22 protein-coding genes are annotated in these 23,036 nt (G+C 51.0%); 15 read left to right on the forward strand and 7 right to left on the reverse strand.

What is annotated here, in order from left to right; all coding sequences use genetic code 11:
- The first annotated feature begins 26 nt into the window (after positions 1-26).
- The gene (gene dbpA / locus FDW92_RS10015) at positions 27-1,400 is read left to right on the forward strand and encodes an ATP-dependent RNA helicase DbpA (RefSeq protein WP_042308184.1); all 1,374 of its coding nucleotides are present in this window, start codon (positions 27-29) and stop codon (positions 1,398-1,400) included.
- A 48-nt stretch (positions 1,401-1,448) separates the two neighbouring features.
- Here the strand turns inward: dbpA and ttcA are convergent, their stop codons facing one another.
- The 5 genes from ttcA to nifJ form a co-directional block, all read right to left on the reverse strand.
- Positions 1,449-2,384: a tRNA 2-thiocytidine(32) synthetase TtcA gene (gene ttcA, locus FDW92_RS10020; protein WP_042308186.1), complete on the reverse strand. Its 936-nt coding sequence runs from the start codon at positions 2,382-2,384 to the stop codon at positions 1,449-1,451.
- 197 nt (positions 2,385-2,581) lie between these two features.
- Entirely contained in the window at positions 2,582-3,016 is a 435-nt protein-coding gene (gene uspF, locus FDW92_RS10025; protein ID WP_006684401.1) for a universal stress protein UspF, read from the reverse strand.
- An 81-nt stretch (positions 3,017-3,097) separates the two neighbouring features.
- A complete protein-coding gene (locus FDW92_RS10030) occupies positions 3,098-3,310 on the reverse strand; it encodes a KTSC domain-containing protein (protein ID WP_072014741.1) in 213 nt (70 codons plus the stop codon).
- A 146-nt stretch (positions 3,311-3,456) separates the two neighbouring features.
- Positions 3,457-4,611 (reverse strand): porin OmpC, encoded by a 1,155-nt coding sequence (ompC, locus tag FDW92_RS10035; protein ID WP_042308189.1) that lies wholly within the window; start codon positions 4,609-4,611, stop codon positions 3,457-3,459.
- 367 nt (positions 4,612-4,978) lie between these two features.
- A complete protein-coding gene (gene nifJ / locus FDW92_RS10040; protein ID WP_042308192.1) occupies positions 4,979-8,503 on the reverse strand; it encodes a pyruvate:ferredoxin (flavodoxin) oxidoreductase in 3,525 nt (1,174 codons plus the stop codon).
- 274 nt (positions 8,504-8,777) lie between these two features.
- Here nifJ and FDW92_RS10045 point away from each other — a divergent pair, with 274 nt between their 5' ends.
- The gene (locus tag FDW92_RS10045) at positions 8,778-9,044 is read left to right on the forward strand and encodes a DUF333 domain-containing protein (RefSeq protein ID WP_003833199.1); all 267 of its coding nucleotides are present in this window, start codon (positions 8,778-8,780) and stop codon (positions 9,042-9,044) included.
- 13 nt (positions 9,045-9,057) lie between these two features.
- On the opposite strand, the gene hslJ is transcribed toward FDW92_RS10045, so the two are convergent.
- On the reverse strand, positions 9,058-9,477 hold the full coding sequence (gene hslJ / locus FDW92_RS10050; protein WP_042308195.1) for a heat shock protein HslJ: 420 nt from the start codon (positions 9,475-9,477) through the stop codon (positions 9,058-9,060).
- A 112-nt stretch (positions 9,478-9,589) separates the two neighbouring features.
- A complete protein-coding gene (locus tag FDW92_RS10055; protein WP_042308196.1) occupies positions 9,590-10,579 on the reverse strand; it encodes a 2-hydroxyacid dehydrogenase in 990 nt (329 codons plus the stop codon).
- Positions 10,580-10,892: 313 nt separating this feature from the next.
- Between FDW92_RS10055 and FDW92_RS10060 the strand changes: the two genes are divergently transcribed.
- The 13 genes from FDW92_RS10060 (at position 10,893) to FDW92_RS10120 (ending at position 22,994) form a co-directional block, all read left to right on the forward strand.
- The gene (locus FDW92_RS10060; RefSeq protein ID WP_042308200.1) at positions 10,893-11,840 is read left to right on the forward strand and encodes a hypothetical protein; all 948 of its coding nucleotides are present in this window, start codon (positions 10,893-10,895) and stop codon (positions 11,838-11,840) included.
- Between the two features lie 39 nt (positions 11,841-11,879).
- Positions 11,880-13,259, forward strand: coding sequence for a DUF2272 domain-containing protein (locus tag FDW92_RS10065; protein ID WP_072014742.1), 1,380 nt, complete (start codon positions 11,880-11,882; stop codon positions 13,257-13,259).
- Positions 13,260-13,262: 3 nt separating this feature from the next.
- On the forward strand, positions 13,263-13,715 hold the full coding sequence (locus FDW92_RS10070; RefSeq protein WP_042308202.1) for a hypothetical protein: 453 nt from the start codon (positions 13,263-13,265) through the stop codon (positions 13,713-13,715).
- Between the two features lie 10 nt (positions 13,716-13,725).
- Entirely contained in the window at positions 13,726-14,061 is a 336-nt protein-coding gene (locus tag FDW92_RS10075; RefSeq protein ID WP_042308203.1) for a hypothetical protein, read from the forward strand.
- A 229-nt stretch (positions 14,062-14,290) separates the two neighbouring features.
- A complete protein-coding gene (locus FDW92_RS10080) occupies positions 14,291-16,930 on the forward strand; it encodes a YdbH family protein (protein ID WP_042308205.1) in 2,640 nt (879 codons plus the stop codon).
- Positions 16,927-17,118, forward strand: coding sequence for a YnbE family lipoprotein (locus FDW92_RS10085; protein WP_042308207.1), 192 nt, complete (start codon positions 16,927-16,929; stop codon positions 17,116-17,118). The genes FDW92_RS10080 and FDW92_RS10085 overlap by 4 nt, the downstream gene beginning before the upstream one ends.
- Before the next feature lie 7 nt (positions 17,119-17,125).
- A complete protein-coding gene (locus tag FDW92_RS10090) occupies positions 17,126-17,449 on the forward strand; it encodes a YdbL family protein (RefSeq protein ID WP_042308209.1) in 324 nt (107 codons plus the stop codon).
- 109 nt (positions 17,450-17,558) lie between these two features.
- Entirely contained in the window at positions 17,559-18,164 is a 606-nt protein-coding gene (locus FDW92_RS10095; protein WP_042308211.1) for a CDP-alcohol phosphatidyltransferase family protein, read from the forward strand.
- Positions 18,161-19,078: a phosphatidate cytidylyltransferase gene (locus FDW92_RS10100; protein WP_042308212.1), complete on the forward strand. Its 918-nt coding sequence runs from the start codon at positions 18,161-18,163 to the stop codon at positions 19,076-19,078. Before FDW92_RS10095 ends, FDW92_RS10100 begins: the two co-directional genes overlap by 4 nt.
- Before the next feature lie 3 nt (positions 19,079-19,081).
- Positions 19,082-19,723 carry a lysophospholipid acyltransferase family protein gene (locus FDW92_RS10105; RefSeq protein WP_042308214.1) on the forward strand — a complete coding sequence of 214 codons (642 nt, stop codon included), beginning with the start codon at positions 19,082-19,084 and terminating at the stop codon, positions 19,721-19,723.
- A complete protein-coding gene (locus tag FDW92_RS10110) occupies positions 19,716-21,476 on the forward strand; it encodes a bifunctional alpha/beta hydrolase/class I SAM-dependent methyltransferase (protein WP_042308215.1) in 1,761 nt (586 codons plus the stop codon). Before FDW92_RS10105 ends, FDW92_RS10110 begins: the two co-directional genes overlap by 8 nt.
- A complete protein-coding gene (locus FDW92_RS10115; protein ID WP_042308217.1) occupies positions 21,466-22,617 on the forward strand; it encodes a phosphatase PAP2/dual specificity phosphatase family protein in 1,152 nt (383 codons plus the stop codon). Before FDW92_RS10110 ends, FDW92_RS10115 begins: the two co-directional genes overlap by 11 nt.
- Positions 22,593-22,994 (forward strand): hypothetical protein, encoded by a 402-nt coding sequence (locus FDW92_RS10120; RefSeq protein WP_042308219.1) that lies wholly within the window; start codon positions 22,593-22,595, stop codon positions 22,992-22,994. Before FDW92_RS10115 ends, FDW92_RS10120 begins: the two co-directional genes overlap by 25 nt.
- Positions 22,995-23,036 lie beyond the last annotated feature (42 nt).

Here is a 23,036-nt window from a genome sequence, read left to right on the forward strand (position 1 = left end):
GTGAGTTTTTACCGCGAGATTAAATTGTGACCGCTTTTTCGACCCTGAATGTTTTACCTGCCGCCCAACTCGAGAACCTCAACGAGCTGGGCTACCTTGAAATGACGCCTGTTCAGGCTGCTGCGTTACCGGCAATCCTGGCGGGGAGAGATGTTCGCGTGCAGGCTAAAACCGGCAGTGGCAAAACGGCTGCTTTTGGTCTTGGATTGTTGCAGCATATTGATGCCGCGCTGTTTCAGACGCAGTCTCTGGTGCTGTGCCCAACGCGTGAGCTTGCCGACCAGGTGGCAGGGGAACTGCGTCGTTTAGCGCGCTTTCTGCCAAATACCAAGATCTTAACCCTGTGCGGCGGGCAGCCCTTTGGCGCACAGCGTGACTCCCTACAACATGCGCCACATATTATTGTCGCCACGCCGGGGCGTTTACTTGACCACCTGCAAAAGGGCACCGTTTCTCTGGACGCTCTGAATACGCTGGTGATGGATGAAGCCGACCGCATGCTGGATATGGGCTTTAGCGATGCGATTGATGAGGTGATTCGCTTTGCACCAGCATCACGTCAGACGTTACTGTTTTCTGCGACCTGGCCGGAGGCGATTGCCGCCATCAGCGGTCGGGTACAGAAAGATCCGCTCACGATCGAAATTGATACGGTGGATGCGCTGCCGGCGATTGAACAGCAATTTTTTGAAACGTCCAGCCACGGTAAAATCCCGCTACTGCAAAAATTGCTCAGTCAGCATCAGCCCGCATCCTGCGTGGTTTTTTGTAATACCAAAAAAGATTGCCAGGCCGTTTGCGACGCACTGAATGCGGCAGGGCAAAGCGCACTCTCGTTGCATGGTGATCTTGAACAGCGCGATCGCGATCAGACGCTGGTACGTTTTGCCAACGGTAGCGCACGTGTACTGGTTGCTACCGATGTGGCCGCGCGTGGTCTGGATATCAAGTCGTTGGAACTGGTGGTTAACTTCGAGCTGGCGTGGGATCCTGAAGTCCATGTCCATCGTATTGGACGTACTGCTCGCGCTGGTAACAGCGGTCTGGCGATTAGTTTCTGCGCGCCGGAAGAAGCGCAACGTGCCAATATCCTGGCTGAAATGCTGCAACTCAAACTGAACTGGTTGCCTGCGCCAGGCAATGGTTCAATCCTGCCGCTGGAAGCTGAGATGGCTACGTTGTGCATTGATGGCGGTAAAAAGGCTAAAATGCGTCCCGGCGATGTTCTCGGCGCTCTGACCGGCGACATTGGTCTGGATGGGGCTGATATCGGCAAAATCGCCGTCCATCCGGCGCATGTCTATGTCGCAGTACGCCAGACTGTGGCGCATAAGGCATGGAAAAAATTGCAAAACGGAAAGATTAAAGGCAAGACCTGCCGCGTTCGTTTATTGAAATAAATGCGCGTTGGAGCGCCCGATGGCGCTCCGCTTATCTGGCATGATAAGTTACTTCACTTCCACAACGTTCAGGCGCAACTCATCCAGTTGGGTATCATCCTCTTCTGGCTGCCAGCCCGCGGGTTGCAGCGGGATCTCTTCGCGGTCAAACGCTAAATCACCACCGTCCACAACTTCTGAGCCGTGTTTAATGCCTTTAAAATCGAACAGATTGATATCACTCAAATGAGAAGGTACAACGTTCTGCATTGCGCTGAACATGGTTTCAATGCGGCCTGGATAGCGTTTGTCCCAGTCGCGTAGCATGTCGGCGATGACCTGACGTTGCAGGTTAGGCTGTGAGCCACACAGGTTACACGGAATAATCGGGAAACCTTTCGCTTCAGAGAAACGCTCAATATCTTTCTCACGGCAGTAGGCCAGTGGACGGATCACGATGTGCTTACCATCATCACTCATCAGCTTCGGCGGCATACCTTTCATTTTCCCGCCGTAGAACATGTTTAAAAACAGTGTTTGCAGGATGTCATCACGATGGTGGCCGAGCGCAATCTTGGTGGCGCCTAACTCGGTTGCCGTGCGGTACAGAATGCCGCGACGCAGGCGAGAGCAGAGCGAGCAGGTCGTTTTACCTTCAGGAATTTTATCTTTGACGATCCCGTAGGTATTTTCTTCGACGATTTTATACTCAACGCCCAACTGTTGCAGATACTCCGGCAGAATATGCTCCGGGAAGCCAGGTTGTTTCTGATCGAGGTTAACCGCAACTAAGGAAAAACTGATCGGCGCGCTTTGCTGCAAATTACGCAGGATCTCCAGCATGGTATAGCTGTCTTTCCCTCCGGAAAGGCACACCATAATGCGATCGCCGTCTTCGATCATATTGAAGTCGGCAATCGCTTCGCCCACGTTGCGACGCAGACGTTTTTGCAATTTGTTCAGGTTGTATTGTTCTTTCTTGCTAATATCTTGATTTTGCGACATTTAATAGAGGCTCAATTCATATTGTGGCATCAGAAGAGTATGCATCACGCCGGATAGTCCGGCAAAAGAAGTCTGATATAAAAACTGTGGCGTGTATGGTACGGATAAGCGGGAAAAATGTCAGCACATTTAGGACAGGAATCGTGGGGTATGAAGGGGAAAACAAAAAGCCCGCCACGATGTGCGGGCCAGACAGCTTAGCGGACAACCAGAACTGAACACTCCGCATGACGCACCACGGCTGCGGCGTTAGAACCCAGCAGGTAAGTGGTGATGTCAGGTCGGTGAGAAGCGATAATGACCATATCAGCCGGTAATTTTTTAGCCATCTCCAGAATTTTATCTTTCGGCGCACCTTCCGCGACATGAACGTGCACTCTGTCCGTTGGGATATTGAACTTCTTGATAATCTCTTCCAGTTGAGATTTCGCTTCGGCTTTCAGATCGTCCATGGCCGGCAACTCTGCCGAGTAGGCCAGTCCCAGGGAAGCATAATAGGGCAGTGACGGAATAACGGTCAAAAAATGGACCTGCGCATCGTCAATTTTTGCTTCTGCTTCAACATGGGCAATAACGCGTTGAGTTAATTCTGAGTCTGAAATATCGATGGGTACAAGAATCGTTCTGTTCATAAAACCTCCTGTTTAAGTATCCATCTAAAGCTTACCGCGTAATGGCACTTTATGTACAATGACAAAGATCACATTTTGGCATCACTTTATTTTGATTTCAGGGAATTTTCCTTTTATTACCCCATCATAAAATCGACCTTTAGAGACGACGCTCAGGAAATCACGAAAAATACGGGCAGGAACATGCTGGTATTGCAGGGTAGACAATTGATGAAAGCGAATTTCAAGCGTGTGAGAGGATTCGTCATAACCGACGGATGCAATACGGGATGATTTTACAGGGTGATGATTCATTGCAGGTATCCTCTACTACAGGTCTTTATGCAATATATCATCTATCAGGGATGTGTTTTGAAGCAACAGATATAATGTTTTGATCTGGATAAAACAGAATTGCGATAACAGAAAGAAAGCCCGCCGTTGCCGGCGGGCTGACAAAATTAGAACTGGTAAACCATACCCAGAGCTACAGTGTCATCGGTAGAGATGTCATTGCCAGCATAGAAGCTGTCGTCTTCGTCCAGCAGGTTGATTTTGTAATCAACATAGGTGGAGAAGTTTTTGTTGAAGAAGTAAGTAGCACCAACGGAAGCATATTTAACCAGATCTTTATCGCCAGTAGTTCCAGCAGGGCTTGCAGCATTACCAGGCATATTCAGATCTTTACCCTTAGACATCAGGAAAGACACTTCCGGACGCAGACCGAAATCGAATTGGTATTGCGCAGTAACTTCAAAGTTCTGAGTTTTGTTGGCAATAGTGTAATCACTACCGTTAGAGCCGCCGTACGGGGTCATATTACGGGTTTCGGAGTACATGGTTGCCAGGTAGATGTTATTCGCATCGTATTTCAGGCCAGCAGTCCACGCGTCAGCTTTATCGCCGCCTGCGGTAGAATGGTTCACCTGCTCGTTGGTACGGTCAGAAGAGGTATAGGCAGCACCGAAGCTTACGCCCATACCCAGATCGTAGGTAGAGGAGATACCGAAACCGTCACCGTTGGAATTCTTCACATTACGGTCGCCACCGTTATTGGTGCCTTCCTGCTCGTTGGTAACCTGATTTTCGTTGGCACCCTGGTACTGCAGCGCAACGTTCAGACCGTCAACCAGACCGAAGAAGTCGGTGTTACGGTAGGTCGCTACGCCGTTCGCACGACCGGTCATGAAGTTATCCGCTTTGGTGTAGGAGTCACCGCCGAATTCTGGCAGCATATCGGTCCAGGCTTCTACGTCGTACAGTACGCCGTAGTTACGACCGTAGTCAAATGAGCCATAGTCACCAACTTTAATACCTGCGAAGGCCAGACGAGTCCAGGAGTTACCTTTATCATTTTCTGTGGTATTAGCCTGCACCTGATATTCCCACTGGCCATAGCCGGTGATCATATCGTTAACCTGGGTTTCGCCTTTGAAGCCCATACGCATATAAGTCTGATCGCCATCGCTGTTCGCGTCGTCAGAGAAGTAATGCAGACCGTCTACTTTGCCATACAGGTCTAATTTGTTGCCGTCTTTATTATAAACTTCAGCAGCGTGAGCCGCGCCTGCAGCCAGCAGGGCAGGAATTACGAGAGCCAGTACTTTTCTGTTCATTGAAATAATCCTTTAGTTTTTTTATTTAACCTGTGACTACCCATGTAGGGAGTAAAAGCATGCTAAAGGAGAAGTTCCGTAAAGAGATAAATATGAATTGTTACGTCTTAAGTAAAACCTTAAATAAATAATTCCACAGAAACAGTGATAATTTCAATGAATGTGTTTATTAAAAATATATAAAATAAAAATTATACAAGTGAATTTTGTTGAGCTATTCTGCGCGTGTTATATGCCTTTATTGTCACGTTTTATTTTTTCGTTGACGTATTGATAGCCAATATTAATTAGCCAGCGAATAAATTGACAAGCCCGAACAACTGTTCGGGCTTTTTTTTCGTTCCACTTTAACGCTGAGCTAAGCGTATTACTCGGTTCCGCTCTTTTCCGCTTTACCTGCCAGTTGCGCCAGGAAATCGTAGCGTTTTTGCAGATCGGCTGTTGCGTCTTTCCACAGCTGTTCAGCGACTTCAGGCTGTTGGGCATTTAAGCGGCGGAAGCGCTGCTCGTTAAGTAAAGTTTCAGCCAGTGCATCTGACGGCGGGCGAGAATCCAGCGCCAACGGCAGTTTACCTTCGTCAGCACGACGCGGATCAAAGCGATACAGCGGCCAGAATCCGGTTGCCGTGAGCTGACGCATCTGATCGTGGCTCAACGCGAGATCATAACCATGCTCCTCGCAAGGGCTATACGCGATAATCAGCGACGGCCCCGGATAGGATTCCGCTTCCTGAATAGCTTTCACCGTCTGGTTCAACTGGGCACCCAGGGAAATCTGCGCGACATAAACATGCCCGTACATCATCATACTGACACCAAGATCTTTACGAGCCTTACGTTTGCCGTGCTCCCCAAATTTAGTGACAGCCCCAAGAGGCGTGGCTTTTGATGCTTGTCCGCCCGTGTTGGAGTAACACTGGGTATCCAGCACCAGAATATTGACGTTCTCGGTCAGACTCAGGACGTGATCCAGCCCGCCGAAGCCAATATCGTAGGCCCAGCCATCACCGCCAATCAGCCAGATGGATTTCTCAACCAGCGCGTCGGCATCGGTTAACAACTGCTGTGCGCCTTCGACATCTTTCAGGTGCTGGCGCAGGGCCGCTACTTGCTCACGACGAACCTCCGGCGTGGCTTCTGCATGCAGCGCGTCATTCAGTTCAGCCGGGATGTTATCGGCAAACTGCTCCAGCAGACGCATAACGCGCACTCGGTGTTGATCCACCGTCAGACGGAAGCCCAGGCCAAACTCGGCGTTATCTTCAAACAGCGAGTTTGCCCATGCTGGCCCACGCCCATTGGCGTCTGTGGTGTAGGGCGTTGAGGGCAGGTTACCGCCATAAATTGATGAACACCCGGTGGCATTCGCAATCAACATCCGGTCACCGTACAGCTGAGTGAGTAGTTTGATATACGGCGTTTCACCACAGCCAGAGCAGGCGCCGGAATATTCAAATAACGGCGTAATCAGCTGCGAGGTGCGAATATCAATACGTTCCAGTTTGGTGCGATCAATTTCCGGCAGATCGAGGAAGAAGTCATAGTTAACTTTTTCTTCTTCAACATGCTCAAGGCGCGACATCATATTGATGGCCTTGATTTCTGGATTTTGACGATCTTTCGCCGGGCACACTTCGACGCACAGATTACAACCGGTGCAATCCTCTGGCGCGACCTGCAGAACATATTTCTGACCACGCATATCGCGTGATTTCACATCCAGAGAGTGCAGGCTGGCAGGGGCGTTTTCCATCGCTTCTGGGGAAACCACTTTGGCGCGGATTGCCGAGTGCGGGCAAGCGGCAACGCAGTGGTTACATTGCGTACACAGCTCTTCTTTCCAGATGGGGATCTCTTCGGCGATATTACGTTTTTCCCAACGCGTGGTGCCCATTGGCCAGGTACCGTCTGGCGGCAGCGCGGAAACGGGAAGCGCATCACCCAGACCGGCGAGCATTGCTGCGGTGACGGTTTTCACGAAATCTGGTGCGGCATCAGAAACCACCGGTGGGCGGTTGGCGCTATGCGGATCAACCGGCTGCAGGACCACTTCGGCGACGGATTCACGCGCCAGAGCCAATGCCTGCCAGTTACGTTCGACCAGATCCTGTCCTTTACTGCTGTAGCTTTTCGCAATCGCACCCTGCAATTCGATCAACGCGCTGTCGCCGGGTAAGATTTGCGTCAGGTGGAAGAACGCCATTTGCATCACGGTGTTTATACGCGCCGCCAGACCACACTCACGGGCGATTTTGGCCGCATTAATGACGTAGAAACGGGCTTTCTTTTGATTCAGTACAGCCTGAACTTCCTGCGGCAAACGCGACCAGACTTCATCCACGTTATACGGGGTATTAAGCAGGAAGATACCGCCTGGTTTCAGGCGCTCGGCCATTTGATACTTATCGATAAATTGCAACTGGTGGCAGCCGACAAAATCGGCTTGTGAAACCAGATACGCTGAGCGAATGGGATGTTCGCTGACGCGCAGGTGGGAAACGGTCAGGCCGCCTGCTTTTTTCGAGTCATAGACGAAATAACCCTGCGCATACCACGGCGTAGAGTTACCGATAATCTTGATATTGTTTTTGGTGGCCGACACGCTGCCATCGCTACCCAGGCCGTAAAACAGCGCTTCGAGCTTAGCGGTGCCGGGCAGGGTGTTTTCTGGCAAAGGCAATGACAGGTTGGTGACATCATCATAGATACCGACCGTGAAGCGTGGTTTTGGTTTCGCGCTATTCAGCTCATTAAAGACCGCCATGACGCAGTCGGGTCCAAACTCTTTGGACGAAAGACCATAGCGTCCGCCAATCACTCGCGGTAAGGTTTCTCGCGCGCCGCAGTTAAACGCTTCCGCCAGTGCGGTCATGACATCCAGGTATAATGGTTCTGCCTGCGCGCCGGGTTCTTTGGTGCGATCCAGAACGGCGATGCTCCGTACGGTTTCCGGCAGGGCGCGCAGCAAATGTCTGGCAGAGAATGGGCGGAACAGGCGCACTTTCAGCACGCCAACTTTCTCGCCGCGAGCCAGCAGTTCTTCGACGACTTCTTCACAGGTGCCAATCGCCGAGCCCATCAAAATAATGACGCGTTCTGCCTGCGGATGGCCGTAATATTCAAATGGCTGGTACTGGCGACCCGTTGCTGCGGCGAAGTCGTTCATCGCCTGTTCTACATGATCGTAAACCGCGTTGTACCACGGGTTGGTCGCTTCGCGTGACTGGAAGTAGGTGTCCGGATTCGCTGATGTACCGCGGATAACCGGATGCTCTGGATTTAGCGCCCGAGCGCGGTGAGCATCGATCTCCGCCTGAGGCATCAGTCCGAGGATCGTGTCATCGGCCAGCGGCACAATTTTGTTGATCTCATGCGATGTACGGAAACCATCAAAGAAATGAATAAACGGGACCCGGCTTTTGAGGGTGGCCATTTGCGAAATTAGCGCAAAGTCCTGTGCTTCCTGAACACTGCTGGCGCACAGCATCGCGCATCCCGTCTGACGTACCGCCATCACGTCGGAATGATCGCCAAAGATCGATAACGCGTGAGTCGCAATCGTACGTGCCGCAACGTGCAGTACAAACGGGGTCAACTGACCGGCCAGTTTGTACAGCGTTGGGATCATGAGTAACAGGCCCTGCGATGAGGTAAAGGACGTAGAGAGCGCACCGGTCTGCAACGCGCCGTGAACGGTCGCAATCGCACCGCCTTCTGACTGCATTTCTACGACGCGAGGAGTATCCCCCCATACGTTTTTCAGCCCATTTCCAGCCCAGGCATCCGCCTGTTCAGCCATCGTCGAACTGGGCGTAATCGGGTAGATGGCGATAACTTCGCTGGTACGAAATGCGACCGAAGCAACCGCACCATTACCGTCAATTGTTTGCATACTGACACCCTTACATTGCGCAAAAAGAGGGACTCGCGTAACAGCGGCGAATCCTGTAATTATCCTTCTATTTTAGCAAAAGCCATTCAGGCGCATTTTCGCTTTTGTGTCCCTGGAATAAAGAGAATGAATGATTTGATCAAAGGAGCAGGCAAAAAATTGCCAGAAAATGTAAACAGCGCGCATAAATGCGTGGTTTGCCTCTCGACGGCAGTGTGTCTGCTGCCTATTATTTATGGCTGTGTCGTTTGGTTAATATTCAGAGGGGAGTAAGATGCGCGCAGCGTTTTGGGTAGGGTGTGCCGCGTTATTATTATCGGCGTGTAGCAGTGAACCTGTTCAGCAGGCAACCGCAGCACATGTCGCACCGGGCATGAAGGCAGCAATGTCCAGTTCCGGAGAGGCAAATTGCGCCATGATTGGTGGTTCGCTCTCCGTGGCCCGTCAACTGGATGGCTCAGCCATCGGGATGTGTGCGCTACCCAACGGCAAACGCTGTAGTGAACAGTCGCTTGCCGCCGGAAGCTGCGGGAGCTATTGAGCCACCGCGTTTATTACATTAAATCCGCAAGTTTATACGTCAGCGTTTGTTCTGCCGTCGCCAGTGTCAACTGGTCAGCAGTCAAATCGACCTGTGCGCCTTGCTTAAACATTTCGCTGACGATGCCGTCGAGCGCGTTAAGCTGTGGATCGGCGCACATCATGCGGGTCATTGCCATATCTTTCACTTTCAACTCGCCGTCGGACAGCTTGCCCTGACCGTGGAATTGATTACACATCTTTCCCGATACCGTCATGTTTTCGCCAAAACTCAATTCGGGTGGGTTGTTGGCGACGGTAACAGCTTTACCATTCACGCTCTGCAAAACGAAACGGTGATGCTGTAACTGGTCGCGATTGACGGAAACTTTTCCACTGTTCACACAGCCGGCCATCAGCGTGCTGAGGGCAATTAACGTGACAACTTTCTTCATTAAAATTCTCTAAGTTCGTGACCGGAATACATTTAATATAATAATGATACTGACTATTTTATCATCGGCAATTATCTGAAAATGCCCCCCTAAAGCCAGGGGGGCACAAGGATTAGAAGAGGGCATTTGGACAGGTTTCGCCTTTGGCGATTTGTTTCAGATTTTGCAGAGTCGTTTCAGAAATGCTGGTCAACGCTTCGGCGGTCAGAAACGCCTGATGCCCGGTAAATAGCACGTTATGACAGGCTGACAGACGGCGGAACACATCATCCTGTATCACATCATTGGATTTATCTTCAAAGAACAGGTCGCGTTCGTTTTCATATACGTCCATTCCCAAAGAGCCAATTTTCTGGTTTTTCAGAGCATCGATAGCCGCTTGTGAATCGATCAGCGCCCCACGACTGGTGTTAATAATCATCACGCCGTTTTTCATTTGCTCAAAGGCTTCCTGATTGAGCAGATGATAATTTTCCGGCGTTAACGGGCAGTGCAGGGAGATAACGTCGGACTCAGCAAACAGCGTTTTAAGATCGACATATTCCACGCCTAATTCCAGAGCCGCGGCGCTTGGGTAGGGATCGAACGCCAGCAGGCGCATACCAAAACCTTTCAGGATCCGCAGCGCAGCAATACCGATTTTACCGGTACCGATCACCCCAGCCGTTTTGCCATACATGGTAAAGCCGGTCAGCCCTTCAAGAGAGAAGTTGGCATCACGGGTACGTTGATACGCGCGATGAATACGGCGGTTCAGGGTCATCATCATGCCAATCGCATGCTCAGCGACGGCTTCAGGCGAATAGGCCGGGACGCGTACCACCTGCAGACCCAGCTCTTTTGCCGCGTCGAGATCGACGTTATTGAACCCGGCACAGCGCAGGGCGATATATTTCACACCCAGCTTTTTCAGTTCTTCCAGAACCGGTCGGCTGCCATCATCGTTGACGAAGATGCATACCGCTTCGCAACCATGGGCTGTTTTAGCTGTTTTCTCCGTCAGCAGAAAGTCAAAAAATTCAAGTTCAAAACCAAAAGCCTCGTTAACCTGCTGCAGATACTTTTTGTCGTACTGTTTTGTACTATAGATGGCGAGTTTCATAAGACTTTCTCCAGTGATTTTGACGTCACATTAGTTCAATTCAAATTATTTTACAAAATCTAAAAAGTTATTGATAGTCATAGAAGTAATGAATGTTGGAAGCGTATCTTTTGTTAGTGTGGGCAGGTTACGCGATTTCAACAACTGTTTTTACTTCCCCGGACGGCGTGCGACTTCTGAGTGATTTGTCATCTTCATTTACGACGAACCTCTTACCGATCATTCACCGCATGAGAGCCATATTCTCAGGGAGGAATCTGCGCGACTTTCAGCTTCCGGTTGACCTGACACTTGTGGTAGTGAGGAAAACGGTATGTTTGGGCTTGAGACACTCGATGTTCTGATTGGGTTGATGACCATTTATTTCGTCTTTGCAATAGCATGCACCGCCATTGTTGAAGCGATTTCAGCCTGGACCAATCTGCGTAGTAAAAACCTTGTCGCGGCACTGGATGAATTGTTTTCAGGAGAGTTAGCGCCTGATGAGCAATTTATTACCCAATTTTTTGAGCATCCAATGGTTCAATCGCTTAGCCAAGGCAAACATGGGCGTCCTTCTTATATTCCCTCTGAAATAGTTGCCCGGGTTGTGGAAGCGTTGGTGGTGGGGAAAAACGCAATGACAACGATTTCTTCCGGAATCAGTTCACTGCCGGGTACTGCGGAAAGTAATCGTATTAAAGGCATTCTCGAAACATTGGTGGCTCAGGCAGGCAATGATGCAGTCAGCTTTCGCGATGCGGTTGCAAAACAGTTTGATGCGGTAATGGACCGTTCCTCCGGCTGGTACAAACGCAGAACTCAATTCATGACTTTCATCATCGCTGTACTCCTCGTGGCAGGCGGAAATATTGACAGCCTGAATCTTTCGATGGTGCTGGCCTCCGATTCTGCAGTACGAGAAAAATTGGTGACACTCGCCCAACAAAAAGTCGATGAGGCAAAAAAACAAACTCAATGCGTGAATAACAACATGACGGATTACTGTACACAACTGCCAACAGCAGCAGTAAAAACAGCCTCTAAAAAATATGACGATGCCGTTGCAGATTTGAAATCTGCTGGACTCGAACTGGGATGGAAGACGTGGCCGGACGATTGGAAGGCCTGGCTTACGAAAGTCGTGGGTTTACTGATCACTGTTTTCGCTGTCTCTCTCGGCGGTCCTTTCTGGTTCGACATTCTTCAACGCGTAATGCAGGTCCGTTCCACTGGGCCAAAGCCAGCGGAACCGGATAAACCCGACAGTACGAAAAAATAGCGGTAAGAACAGCCATTAATATCGATAAAGGGTGGTTTTATGATACTTACGCCAGCACAGAAAAGTCTCTGTGAACGAGTCCTGAATGCGTTTGAAACCGGCTCGGCCGAAGGTGATTACTCGGCTATCGCGATATTCCATGATGGCCCTCACGGGATCAGGCAGATCACTTACGGTCGTTCACAAACTACGGAATACAGCAAATTGCAGGATCTGGTGACCCGTTACGTTAATGAAAATGGGCGATTCAGTGCCGATATTGCTCCGTTTGTTCCAAAGATAGGTAATATCGCACTGGTTGACAATGAACCGTTTAAAGACTTATTACGACGAGCAGGGCGCGATGATCCGATAATGAAATCGGTACAGGATCGGTTCTTTGATGAGCGCTACTATCTGCCTGCGCTGAAATGGGCACAGGACTTTGGTTTTAAAGATGCGCTTTCACTTCTGGTCATCTATGACTCATTTGTTCATAGCGGCGCTATTTTGACGTTCTTGCGCGCCCAGTTTCGTGAAGTGCCTCCAGCCAGCGGGGGTGATGAACATACCTGGATTTCCCAGTATGTTGAAGTGAGAAATTCATGGTTAGCCAACCATAGCAACCCCGAACTTCATCCTACCGTTTATCGTACAAAATGTTTGCGATTTGAAATAGATCGCGGCAACTGGGATCTTTCACAGGTCCCCATTAATGCCAACGGTATACTCGTCGGGCCATCACCTGATATATCAATCACTCAGACGTCGCTACCTCCGGTGGAACAACCCAGCGTTCCGTATTTTGGCGAGGAAACACCCGTCTCTGGTTTTGCGGATAACGCCGCGTCGATCGCAACTGACGAGTGGCTGTTTTTTGGCGAGCAGCGCTACAACCGCAATGGTGGCCTTCTTCATTCCGGACACAAAGAGGGTGAGGATGGCTGGTGGCAACGTGTTGGCCTGTATTGGGCAAAAATCGGGCGGGACGATCTGGACGGGCGAGATCATGACTGGCCGTGGTCGGCGGCGTTTATTTCATGGGCCATGCGTCAGGCTGGCGCGGGGGAGCGTTTTTCCTACTCCGCTTCGCATGCGACGTACATCAGCAAATCGATTCGCGACAGAAATCAGGGCAATGCCAAAGCGTTGTACTGGGGATACAGGCTGAATGAGCATAAACCGCAGGTGGGGGATTTAGTCTGTTGGGACAGAGATCCCGACAAAGTCGTTGATTACGATCATCAGCATCTGGGCAACTACAGTAGTCACACCGACTTAGTTGTTTCCGTTGGCACTAATGAGATTGAAATTATTGGCGGTAATGTTGGTAATTCGGTGACGCGACGCCCGTTGGCGCTCACCGCCGACGGGTTCCTTGCCAGCGATGTACAAGGAGGGGAAACGCTGTTTGCCATCATGGGGTATCGCGGAGAGTGAAAAATGAAACGATCTAATATAGTGCTTAATTCCGCTGCCCGGATGATGTTGTGCACTTTCCTTTTACTGAGTGGGTGTGCCTTATTCGTTTCACACTACGATGCAGGAGCGTACCAGAACTTCACAAATTTGAAGGCGTTCCACCTTAAATTTCTCGAAGATAATACAGCTAAACCCGGGAATACCTTTGATGAAACTAAGGTAAAGGCTACCTGCGATACCGGGGACCTCAAGTTCCGTGAAGCGACTGAATATGCTGCAGGCAAGCATGATGACTCACGTGTACGGGCTATTCATTACCTCGATAATGTCTTTGAGAGTGATTGCCGAATGGCGATGAAGGATAAAAAGTTATTTAGCGTCGCCTATGTGAACGAAAAAATCGATGTAGTTAAGTTGAACTACGATCTGGCCATTCGGGGAGAAAGCTCCCGCGTGGGGTCTGTTGTAAAATAGGGGATGAAAAATGTCAGATATTGATGATGCCATGAATGCGATTAAAAATGAGGTTGCTGAATCCATTAAAGAACAACTGAAAGCGCTCTTGCTCTCAGCTGCAAAAGATACGAATGAGGTAATAAACGATACCGGTAAGAAAGTTGCATACTGGCTGCGTCTTCGTGGGCAGGGAAAACTGAGTGACAGTGAACTGGAGGCGTTGCTCTACGCCAGAGATCAACTACTGCGACAATATAAAAATACGGTGGCAATTACAGCAAGAGCTCAGGTTGAGAAGATTGCTATTTCGCTGGTTAATATTGTACTCGACAAATTATTGGGCATTGCCTTTCACCAGAAATGAGGCACGGCATAGGACGAATAGGGAAAAAAATGGTCGGTTTTCTGCGTTACTGACGGATATGGTACAGGAGTACCTCCCTGAGAGACCACTATTTTTTATTACCCACAACCTATAAATATTACATATATTTCAATGGCATCTATTCTTAAGGTGGGCATGTTTAGTTAAACATGCCACAATACAGGCCTAAACCGGCTTAAATTTTGCTAAATCAGGATATTAACTACCCATGAAGGGTAAATATAAAGCCGTTCTGGCACTCCTTTTATTATTGATTCTCGTGCCGCTGACGCTGGTGATGACGCTTGGCTTGTGGGTCCCGACCCTGGTGGGCGTCTGGTTACCTGTGGGGACACGTATCGCGCTGGATGAGAGTCCACGGCTGACACGGCATGGGCTGCATATCCCGGAACTCCGCTATCTGGTCGATGATTGCCCGCTGGCGCGCATTACTCAGGCGGACCTGTCCCATCCCAGCCGCTGGTTGCTCAATGTTGGGACAATTGAGCTGGATTCCGCTTGCCTGGCCAAATTACCGCAGACAGAAGCGTCTCCGGCAGCACCCAAAACGCTGGCTGAATGGCAATCGATGCTGCCCAATACCTGGATTAACATCGACAAACTTATTCTTTCTCCCTGGCAGGAATGGCAGGGGAAACTGTCGCTTTCGCTAACGCCCGCCACTCAGCAACTGCGCTACCAGGGTGAAAAGGTTAAATTCCAGGGGCGTCTGCATGGGCAAAATCTCACGGTAAATGAGCTGGATGTCGCTGCATTTGAAGGGCAACCGCCGGTAAAACTGGTCGGTGAATTTACTATGCCGCTGGTTCCGGATGGGTTACCAGTGAGCGGTCATGCCGTTGCGACGCTGAGCTTGCCGCAGGAACCCACGCTTGTGGATGCCGAACTGGAGTGGCAAGAAAACAGCGGACAACTGATCGTCATGGCGCGGGATAGTGCCGATCCACTGCTCGATCTTCCGTGGGAAATAACCCGCCAGCAGTTGACCATCAGCGATGGTCGTTGGAACTGGCCTTATCAGGGATTCCCGCTAAGCGGGCGGCTGGGCATGAAAGTTGAAAACTGGCAGGCAGGGCTGGAAAACGCCGTGGTGAGCGGGCGTCTGAACATTCTGACGCAAGGCGATGCAGGTAAAGGAAATGCCGTTTTAACGCTGGGGCCAGGTAAGTTGGGTATCGATAATAACGAGATGCCGTTACAGCTGATCGGCGAAGCGAAACAGGGCGATCTGATCTTCTACGCAAAATTACCCGCCAAACTCACCGGTAGCCTGAACGATCCACAACTGGCGTTTGAGCCAGGGGCGCTGTTGCGTTCGCGGGGGCGGGTAATTGATTCGCTGGATATTGACGAGATTCGTTGGCCGTTGGCGGGCGTAAAGGTAACACAACGCGGGGTGGATGGCCGTCTACAGGCTATTTTGCGTGCGCATGAAAACCTGATGGGGGGCTTTGAACTGCATCTGGATGGTCTGGCAAATGATTTTCTTCCTGATGCCGGTCGTTGGCAATGGCGCTACTGGGGCGAAGGCAGCTTTACGCCGATGCATGCTCGCTGGGACGTGGCGGGTAAGGGGGAATGGCATGACAACACGCTGAAGCTCTTTGATCTCTCCACCGGATTTGATCACCTGCAATACGGCACCATGACGGTGGAAAATCCACGCCTGGTAATGGATGAGCCGATCGTCTGGGTACGGGACGCGACCAAACCGACGTTTAGCGGCGCACTATCACTGGACGCAGGAAAAACCGTCTTCACCGGCGGAAGCGTCTTACCTCCCTCAACGCTAAAGTTCAGCGTGGAAGGCAGCGACCCGACGATTTTCCAGTTCAAGGGCCAGCTTCATGCGGGTGCGATTGGCCCCGTACAGCTAAATGGTCGTTGGGACGGGATCCGTCTGCGCGGGCAGGCCTGGTGGCCAAAACAATCACTCACCGTGTTCCAGCCGCTGATCCCGCCTGACTGGAAAATGAAACTGCGTGAAGGTGATCTCTATGCGCAGGTCGCATTCTCGGCCGCGCCGGAACAGGGCTTTGAAGCAGGCGGTCATGGGGTATTAAAAGGCGGTAGCGCCTGGATGCCTGATAACCAAATTAATGGCGTCGATTTTATCTTGCCGTTTCGGTTTAGCGAAGGCGCATGGCAACTGGGTACGCGTGGGCCTGTTTCACTGCGTATTGCGGAAGTCGTGAATCAGGTGACGGTGAAAAATATTACTGCCGATCTGCAGGGCGCGTACCCCTGGAGTGAAGGCAATCCATTACTGCTGAGCGATGTCAGCGCCGAACTGCTGGGAGGCAAAGTCATCATGCAGCAACTGCGGATGCCACAGCACGACCCAGCCTTATTACGGGTGCAGAATATCTCCTCCAGCGAGTTTATTAGCGCGGTTAACCCCAAGCAATTCGCCATGTCGGGTCCGGTCAGTGGCGCGTTGCCATTATGGTTAGATAACGAAAAGTGGATCATCAAAGACGGCTGGTTAACCAACCCAGGCCCAATGACGCTGCGCATTGATAAAGACACGGCGGATGCCGTCGTTAAAGATAATATGGCGGCTGGCGCGGCAATTAACTGGCTGCGCTATATGGAAATAACCCATTCCTGGACGAAAATAAACCTGGATAACCTGGGCGTCTTAACGATGCAGGCAACCGTTACTGGCAATAGTCGAGTCGATGGCAAAGTGGGTACGGTTAATTTGAATTACACCCACGAGGAAAACATCTTTACGCTATGGCGCAGTTTGCGTTTTGGTGACAATTTACAGGCATGGCTTGAGCAAAATGCAGCGCTGCCGGAAACCCATTGCCTGGAAGGCAAGGAATGTGAGGAACAACAATGAAAACGATAGCCGCCATGCTGAGTTTGCTGGCTTCATCTCTGGTGGTAGGTTGTACCCCAAGAATCGAAGTGGCTGCGCCAAAAGAGCCGATCACGATTAATATGAACGTCAAAATTGAGCATGAAATCCATATCAAAGTTGATAAAGACGTTGAGAGCTTATTGAAATCGCGCAGCGATCTGTTCTGAGGTAATGATGAAAAAACAGCTTGCAGCGATCCTGGTGGCGCTGAGTTTTATCACCAGCAATGCGTGGGCGTTGACCCTGAATGAAGCCAGAACCCAGGGGCGGGTGGGGGAAACACTTAATGGTTATCTGGTGGCATTACAAACCGATGCTGAAACGCAGGCGCTGGTGAGTGAGATTAATAAGGCGCGAAGCGCCAGTTATCAGCAGCTGGCTGAGAGCAATAATATTCCGCCAGACGAAGTGGCAAAAATGGCCGGGCAGAAGTTAGTTGCTCGCGCTAAACCGGGGGAGTATGTGCAAGGTATAAACGGTAAGTGGTTGAAAAAATAATGGATTGTTGTTTATAAAATCCGATTTTCAATTGTCTCGCTAAAAAGTAATAGGCGGCAGCGATTAATTAATACACTATAGTTCACTCAATTATTATCAAGGAGTGATGATGACGCTTTATCAGATAAAGCCCGCTTTTCAGGCGCTTTTACGCCCATTAATGTTCAGGCTTCATAAAAAAGGCGTCACAGCAAATCACGTTACTCTTGCCGCGATGGCGCTTTCTATTGTGACCGGCGCCGTGCTGGTCGTTTTTCCCCATCCTCAATATTTTATTCTCTTGCCTGGCGTATTGTTTATACGGATGGCGCTTAACGCGCTGGACGGCATGTTGGCGCGTGAATGCAATCAACAATCACGCCTTGGGGCCATTCTTAATGAGAGTGGAGATATTCTTTCCGATCTTGCGCTTTATCTGCCATTTATGCTGCTTCCAGGCAGCAACGGACTGATGGTTATCGTGATGCTGTTCTGTACGGTGATGACGGAGTTCTGTGGCGTTCTGGCGCAAACGATTAATGGCGTCCGCAGCTATGCCGGGCCGTTGGGTAAAAGCGACAGAGCGCTGGTATTTGGTACGTGGGGGCTGGCGCTCTCGCTTTGGCCGCAGCTAGTGCAGTGGAACAATATCCTCTTTGGGGTAGCCATATTTTTGCTGATCTGGACAGTGATTAACCGCTGTAAAAGTGCATTACGCGAAGAGGGCGTGAAATGATGCTGCTGGAAAAATCCCTCGCGGTTATTTTCGCGCTGTTGTTGGTCGCAACAGCGGTGAATGGTTTGCTGGTGTGGCTACGTCCAGGCAAAGACTGGCGGGAGCTGACGCTACGCATTCGCACCTGGTGGATAATCATCGTACTGTTTTCTCTGGCTATTTTAAGCCCAAACTGGCTGGCGTTAACTTTTTTCGCATTGGTAAGTTTTATGGCGCTAAAAGAGTTTTTGACGCTGACGCCTTCGCGCCAAACCGATCGCATGCCACTGCTGTGGATGTTTATTGCTATCCCGATTAACTACTGGCTGATTGGCATCAATTGGTACGGCATGTTTGTGGTGTTTATCCCGGTATACGCATTCTTATTCTTACCCGTACGAATGGTCATTGCGGGCGATACGCAGGGGTTCTTGCGCTACGCTTCGCAGCACCACTGGAGCCTGATGACCACCGTTTTTGCCTTCAGCCATGTCGCGTTTTTGCTGGTTCTGCCGGATGACGGCAAACAAACCGGCGCATTGCTGGTGCTGTTCCTGGTTGGCTTAACGGAATTCAACGATATCGCGCAGTACCTGTGGGGCAAATCGATTGGGCGGATCAAAGTGATGCCCACAGTCAGCCCTAATAAGACGCTGGCGGGACTGGTTGGCGGCGTAGCGACCACCACGCTGTTGGCCGCGTTGTTAGGACCGTTGATGACGCCGCTAAGCATACCGCTGTCGCTACTGGCTGGCTTTATTATCGGTATTAGCGGTTTTTGTGGCGATGTGGTGATGTCGGCTATCAAACGTGATATTGGCGTGAAGGACAGTGGAACACTGCTGCCTGGCCATGGCGGTATCCTCGATCGGCTTGACTCTCTGATCTTCACCGCCCCCGTATTTTTCCATTTCATTCGCTACTTTTGCTACTAACTTATGCTGAGTTCAATTCTGCGAACGCTGTTTACGCTGTGTATCGTCTGGCCGGTGATTTGGCTGTGGCTGGGGCTGCGTATCAGACATCGGGAGCGTTTGCCCACCCGCGGACCGGCAATTATTGTCGCCAATCACAACAGCCATATGGATGTGTTTGCGTTGCTTTCGCTCTTTCCGCTGCGCCGGCAGTCATTGGTTCATCCGGTGGCTGCCGCTGACTATTTCCTGCGTAATAAAGCAATGGCCTGGTTTGCGCTAAATATTCTCAACATTATTCCTATCTCGCGAAAGGGCGGAGAAACCAATCCGCTGGCGCAGTGTGAACAGGCATTACGCGACGGAAAGATCCTGATCCTCTTTCCGGAAGGGACGCGGGGAGAGCCTGGAAAATTATCGCCGTTGAAGTCAGGGTTATGGCATCTGAGCCAGCACGTACCTGAGGTACCGATTATTCCCGTCTGGCTACGTGGCACAGAATCTGTCATGGCGAAAGGGAATCGTATACCGCTCCCGCTGTTTATTGATGTCAATATTGGCAGTGCTTTGTATTTTCATGGGGATAAATCTCTCTTCATGGACGAACTCAGACAGCAACTGTTGCTGTTGGCGCAACAAACTAAAGGATTACATTTGCATGAGTGATATACGCGTGCCAGACGAACGACATTTTTTGACCAGCGACAGTACCGAACTGTTTTATCGCTACTGGCCGGCAACTGCCCCAGGCGTGATATCAAAAGTGATTGTTATGTTCCATCGTGGTCATGAACATTCCGGGCGCCTACAGCATATTGTGGATGAGTTAGCGATGCCGGATACCACATTTTATGCCTGGGATGCGCGAGGTCATGGCCATTCTCCGGGCCAACGTGGCTATAGTCCTTCTTTGGCGCGTTCAGTTCAGGATGTCGAAGAGTTTGTGCGTTTCGCCGCCGCAGACAGCCATGCCGCAATGGAAGATGTGGTGGTCGTGGCGCAGAGCGTTGGCGCGGTACTGGCCGCGATCTGGGTACATGACTACGCACCCGCTATTCGTGGACTCGTACTGGCATCTCCGGCCTTCAAAGTGAAATTGTATGTGCCGTTTGCCCGTCAGGGGTTGGCATTGATGCACCAGTTGCGCGGCCTGTTTTTCGTCAACTCTTATGTTAAGGGTAAATACCTGACGCATGACGTCGATCGTGTGGCGAGCTTTAACCTTGATACCCAGATCACCCGGGCTATTGCGGTGAACATCTTGCTGGATCTCTACAAAACGGCGGAACGCATTGTCAGCGATGCTGCCGCCATTTCGTTACCAGTGCAGTTACTGGTGTCCGGAGATGATTTCGTTGTGCATCGCCAGCCGCAAATTGATTTTTATCAGCGCCTGAGAAATCCCCTCAAGGAACTGCACGTGTTGCCGGGGTTTTACCACGACACGCTGGGCGAAAAAGATCGGCATCTGGCGTTCGATAAAATGCGTGACTTCATTTCTACGCTATACGCCATGCCGCCGCAGCGTTTTGATTACAGTAACGAAGATCGCTGGAGCCCTGGCGCAGATACCTGGCGGATGCTCAGCGGGGGACCTGCGCGATATTCTCTTGACGACATTGCCTACCGTGGTTTGCGCTATGGCATGAAGCTGTTGGGGACGCAATCAGCAGGTGTTCGTCTGGGGTTTGACACCGGTTTTGATTCTGGCAGCACGTTGGATTACGTCTATCGCAATCAGCCGCAGGGCAGTAGCGCACTGGGGCGTTTAATCGATAAAAATTACCTTAACAGCGTAGGCTGGAAAGGGATCCGTCAGCGTAAAATTCATCTGCAAATGCTGATTAGTCAGGCGGTTGCACAGCTGGCGGAGCAGGGCATGTCGGTGCATGTGGTGGATATTGCTGCCGGACACGGACGTTATGTGCTCGACGCGCTGGAGGGAGAAAAGGCAGTACGTTCAATTTTACTGCGCGATTACAGCGAACTGAATGTGAATAAAGGCCGGGAAATGATCGCCAGCAGAGGCATGGCTGAGATTGCTCGTTTTGAACAAGGCGACGCCTTCAACCGCGAACAGCTGGCGGCGCTTGAACCTCGTCCTGCTCTGGGGATTGTCTCCGGTTTGTATGAGCTTTTTCCTGAGAATTCACTGGTCAAAAATTCGCTGGCCGGGCTGGCTGAGGCGATAGCGCCGGGCGGAATATTGATTTACACCGGACAGCCCTGGCACCCGCAGCTTAAAACGATAGCCTGGTCGCTGACCAGTCATAAAGACGGTAAAGCGTGGGTTATGCGTGTGCGTACGCAGGGTGAAATGGATGCGCTGGTCCGCGAAGCGGGCTTTGAGAAGTGTGCGCAGCTGATTGATGAGTGGGGTATTTTTACCGTTTCCATGGCGGTGCGTCGTGCTTCCTGAACAGCGTAAAGTGACGGGGCAGGCGCTGGGGTGGTTACTGCTGTTGGCCCCCTTTTTTTTCCTTACGTACGGCAAGGTGAATCAGTTTACCGCCTGGCAGGATGCTCAATTTCACAACGTTGGCAGCATCGTTTTTGCCTGGGAATCTGCCATTCCTTTTATTCCGTGGACCATCATCCCGTACTGGAGTCTGGATCTTTTTTACGGGTTATCTCTGTTTGTTTGCACTACACGTTTCGAGCAGCGTCGACTGGTGCTCCGGCTGGTGCTGGCATCAATAATTGCCTGCGGCGGCTTTTTACTGTTTCCGTTGCAGTTTAGTTTTACGCGTCCTGAGGTGACCGGTGCGGCAGGGTGGCTGTTCGCACAACTGGAACAGTTCGATCTACCCTATAACCAGTCGCCGTCACTGCATATCATACTCTGCTGGCTGCTGTGGCGGCACTTCAGTCGCTATCTGTCCGGCGGCTGGCGCAGGCTATGTGATAGCTGGTTTTTACTGATCGCTATATCCGTGCTGACCACCTGGCAGCATCATTTTATCGATATTATTACCGGTCTGGCGACAGGGATGCTGATTGACTGGCTGGTCCCGGAACAACACCGCTGGCGCTGGTGTAAGCCGGATGCTGCTCGCCTGAGGCTGATGCGTCGTTATCTGTTTGGATCAGCATTATGTTTTATCACCGCCGCATTGCTGACGCCGTGGTTGTTATGGCCTGCGCTGGCATTGCTGATGGTTGCGTGGGGTTACGCTGGATTCGGCGCAGCGGTGACGGCTAAAGATCCGCAGGGCCAACTGCCTCCCGCCGTTTACTGGCTGTCATTACCGTGGCGAGCGGGAATGTGGCTGTCGATGCGCTGGTTTACCCGACGTCTGCCTGCGATAAGCCCGGTGGTGGCTGGCGTGTATCTCGGCTGTTACCCGCACAGCGTGCCTGCGCAAAATGCGGTGCTAGTTCACTGTGCCTTAGGTCTCTCGCGCAGTGCGATGGTGGTTGCGGCGTGGTTGTTACGTTACGGTCATGCGGCGACGGTAGGGCACGCCGTGGCGCAGATTCGGGCGAGTCGGCCACAGGTGGTACTGACAGATAAACATCTGGAGATGCTGCAACAATGGCAACAGAAAGTGACGACGTAACAGAAAGTGAAGATCTTCAGAGTGGTTTGTTGCGACATACGTTAGCGAGCTGGCGCTTCATCCTGCTTTTTTCCCTGCCGCCGCTGGCGTGGGTGCTTTTTGTCGCGCCGCCAGGAATACTGCGAGCCGTTATCGCCCTGTTATGCGCCATAGTCTGGTTTGGCTGTTGGCGATTATGGCTCGACGAACGTTATTTTTCGCTGATCACCGCACAAAACAATACGCAGGCTGGAGAGGCGCTGTACTTTATCTGGCGACGTGAACGACTGAAGACACTCACGCTGGCCGATCGCCAGTCAGGCGCATTAAAACAGTATCGACATACGCTCTGCATGGTTGCGGTTCAGTGGGCTTTCTGGCTCGTGCAGTTGGTATAGCATTCATTCGGATTATTCATCGACATCGCAATAGTTGCCACA

Source organism: Citrobacter sp. wls706 (assembly GCF_005281305.1).
Classification (GTDB): domain Bacteria; phylum Pseudomonadota; class Gammaproteobacteria; order Enterobacterales; family Enterobacteriaceae; genus Citrobacter; species Citrobacter werkmanii.

Coding starts and splice junctions, on each gene's coding strand:
- FDW92_RS10070 (WP_042308202.1), top strand. CDS start 13,263: ATGAAACGATCTAATATAGTGCTTAATTCCGCTGCCCGGATGATGTTG.
- FDW92_RS10075 (WP_042308203.1), top strand. CDS start 13,726: ATGTCAGATATTGATGATGCCATGAATGCGATTAAAAATGAGGTTGCT.
- FDW92_RS10090 (WP_042308209.1), top strand. CDS start 17,126: ATGAAAAAACAGCTTGCAGCGATCCTGGTGGCGCTGAGTTTTATCACC.
- FDW92_RS10085 (WP_042308207.1), top strand. CDS start 16,927: ATGAAAACGATAGCCGCCATGCTGAGTTTGCTGGCTTCATCTCTGGTG.
- FDW92_RS10080 (WP_042308205.1), top strand. CDS start 14,291: ATGAAGGGTAAATATAAAGCCGTTCTGGCACTCCTTTTATTATTGATT.
- ompC (WP_042308189.1), bottom strand. CDS start 4,611: ATGAACAGAAAAGTACTGGCTCTCGTAATTCCTGCCCTGCTGGCTGCA.
- FDW92_RS10095 (WP_042308211.1), top strand. CDS start 17,559: ATGACGCTTTATCAGATAAAGCCCGCTTTTCAGGCGCTTTTACGCCCA.
- FDW92_RS10100 (WP_042308212.1), top strand. CDS start 18,161: ATGATGCTGCTGGAAAAATCCCTCGCGGTTATTTTCGCGCTGTTGTTG.
- FDW92_RS10060 (WP_042308200.1), top strand. CDS start 10,893: ATGTTTGGGCTTGAGACACTCGATGTTCTGATTGGGTTGATGACCATT.
- FDW92_RS10065 (WP_072014742.1), top strand. CDS start 11,880: ATGATACTTACGCCAGCACAGAAAAGTCTCTGTGAACGAGTCCTGAAT.
- FDW92_RS10030 (WP_072014741.1), bottom strand. CDS start 3,310: ATGAATCATCACCCTGTAAAATCATCCCGTATTGCATCCGTCGGTTAT.
- uspF (WP_006684401.1), bottom strand. CDS start 3,016: ATGAACAGAACGATTCTTGTACCCATCGATATTTCAGACTCAGAATTA.
- FDW92_RS10055 (WP_042308196.1), bottom strand. CDS start 10,579: ATGAAACTCGCCATCTATAGTACAAAACAGTACGACAAAAAGTATCTG.
- FDW92_RS10105 (WP_042308214.1), top strand. CDS start 19,082: ATGCTGAGTTCAATTCTGCGAACGCTGTTTACGCTGTGTATCGTCTGG.
- nifJ (WP_042308192.1), bottom strand. CDS start 8,503: ATGCAAACAATTGACGGTAATGGTGCGGTTGCTTCGGTCGCATTTCGT.
- FDW92_RS10110 (WP_042308215.1), top strand. CDS start 19,716: ATGAGTGATATACGCGTGCCAGACGAACGACATTTTTTGACCAGCGAC.
- FDW92_RS10120 (WP_042308219.1), top strand. CDS start 22,593: ATGGCAACAGAAAGTGACGACGTAACAGAAAGTGAAGATCTTCAGAGT.
- FDW92_RS10045 (WP_003833199.1), top strand. CDS start 8,778: ATGCGCGCAGCGTTTTGGGTAGGGTGTGCCGCGTTATTATTATCGGCG.
- ttcA (WP_042308186.1), bottom strand. CDS start 2,384: ATGTCGCAAAATCAAGATATTAGCAAGAAAGAACAATACAACCTGAAC.
- hslJ (WP_042308195.1), bottom strand. CDS start 9,477: ATGAAGAAAGTTGTCACGTTAATTGCCCTCAGCACGCTGATGGCCGGC.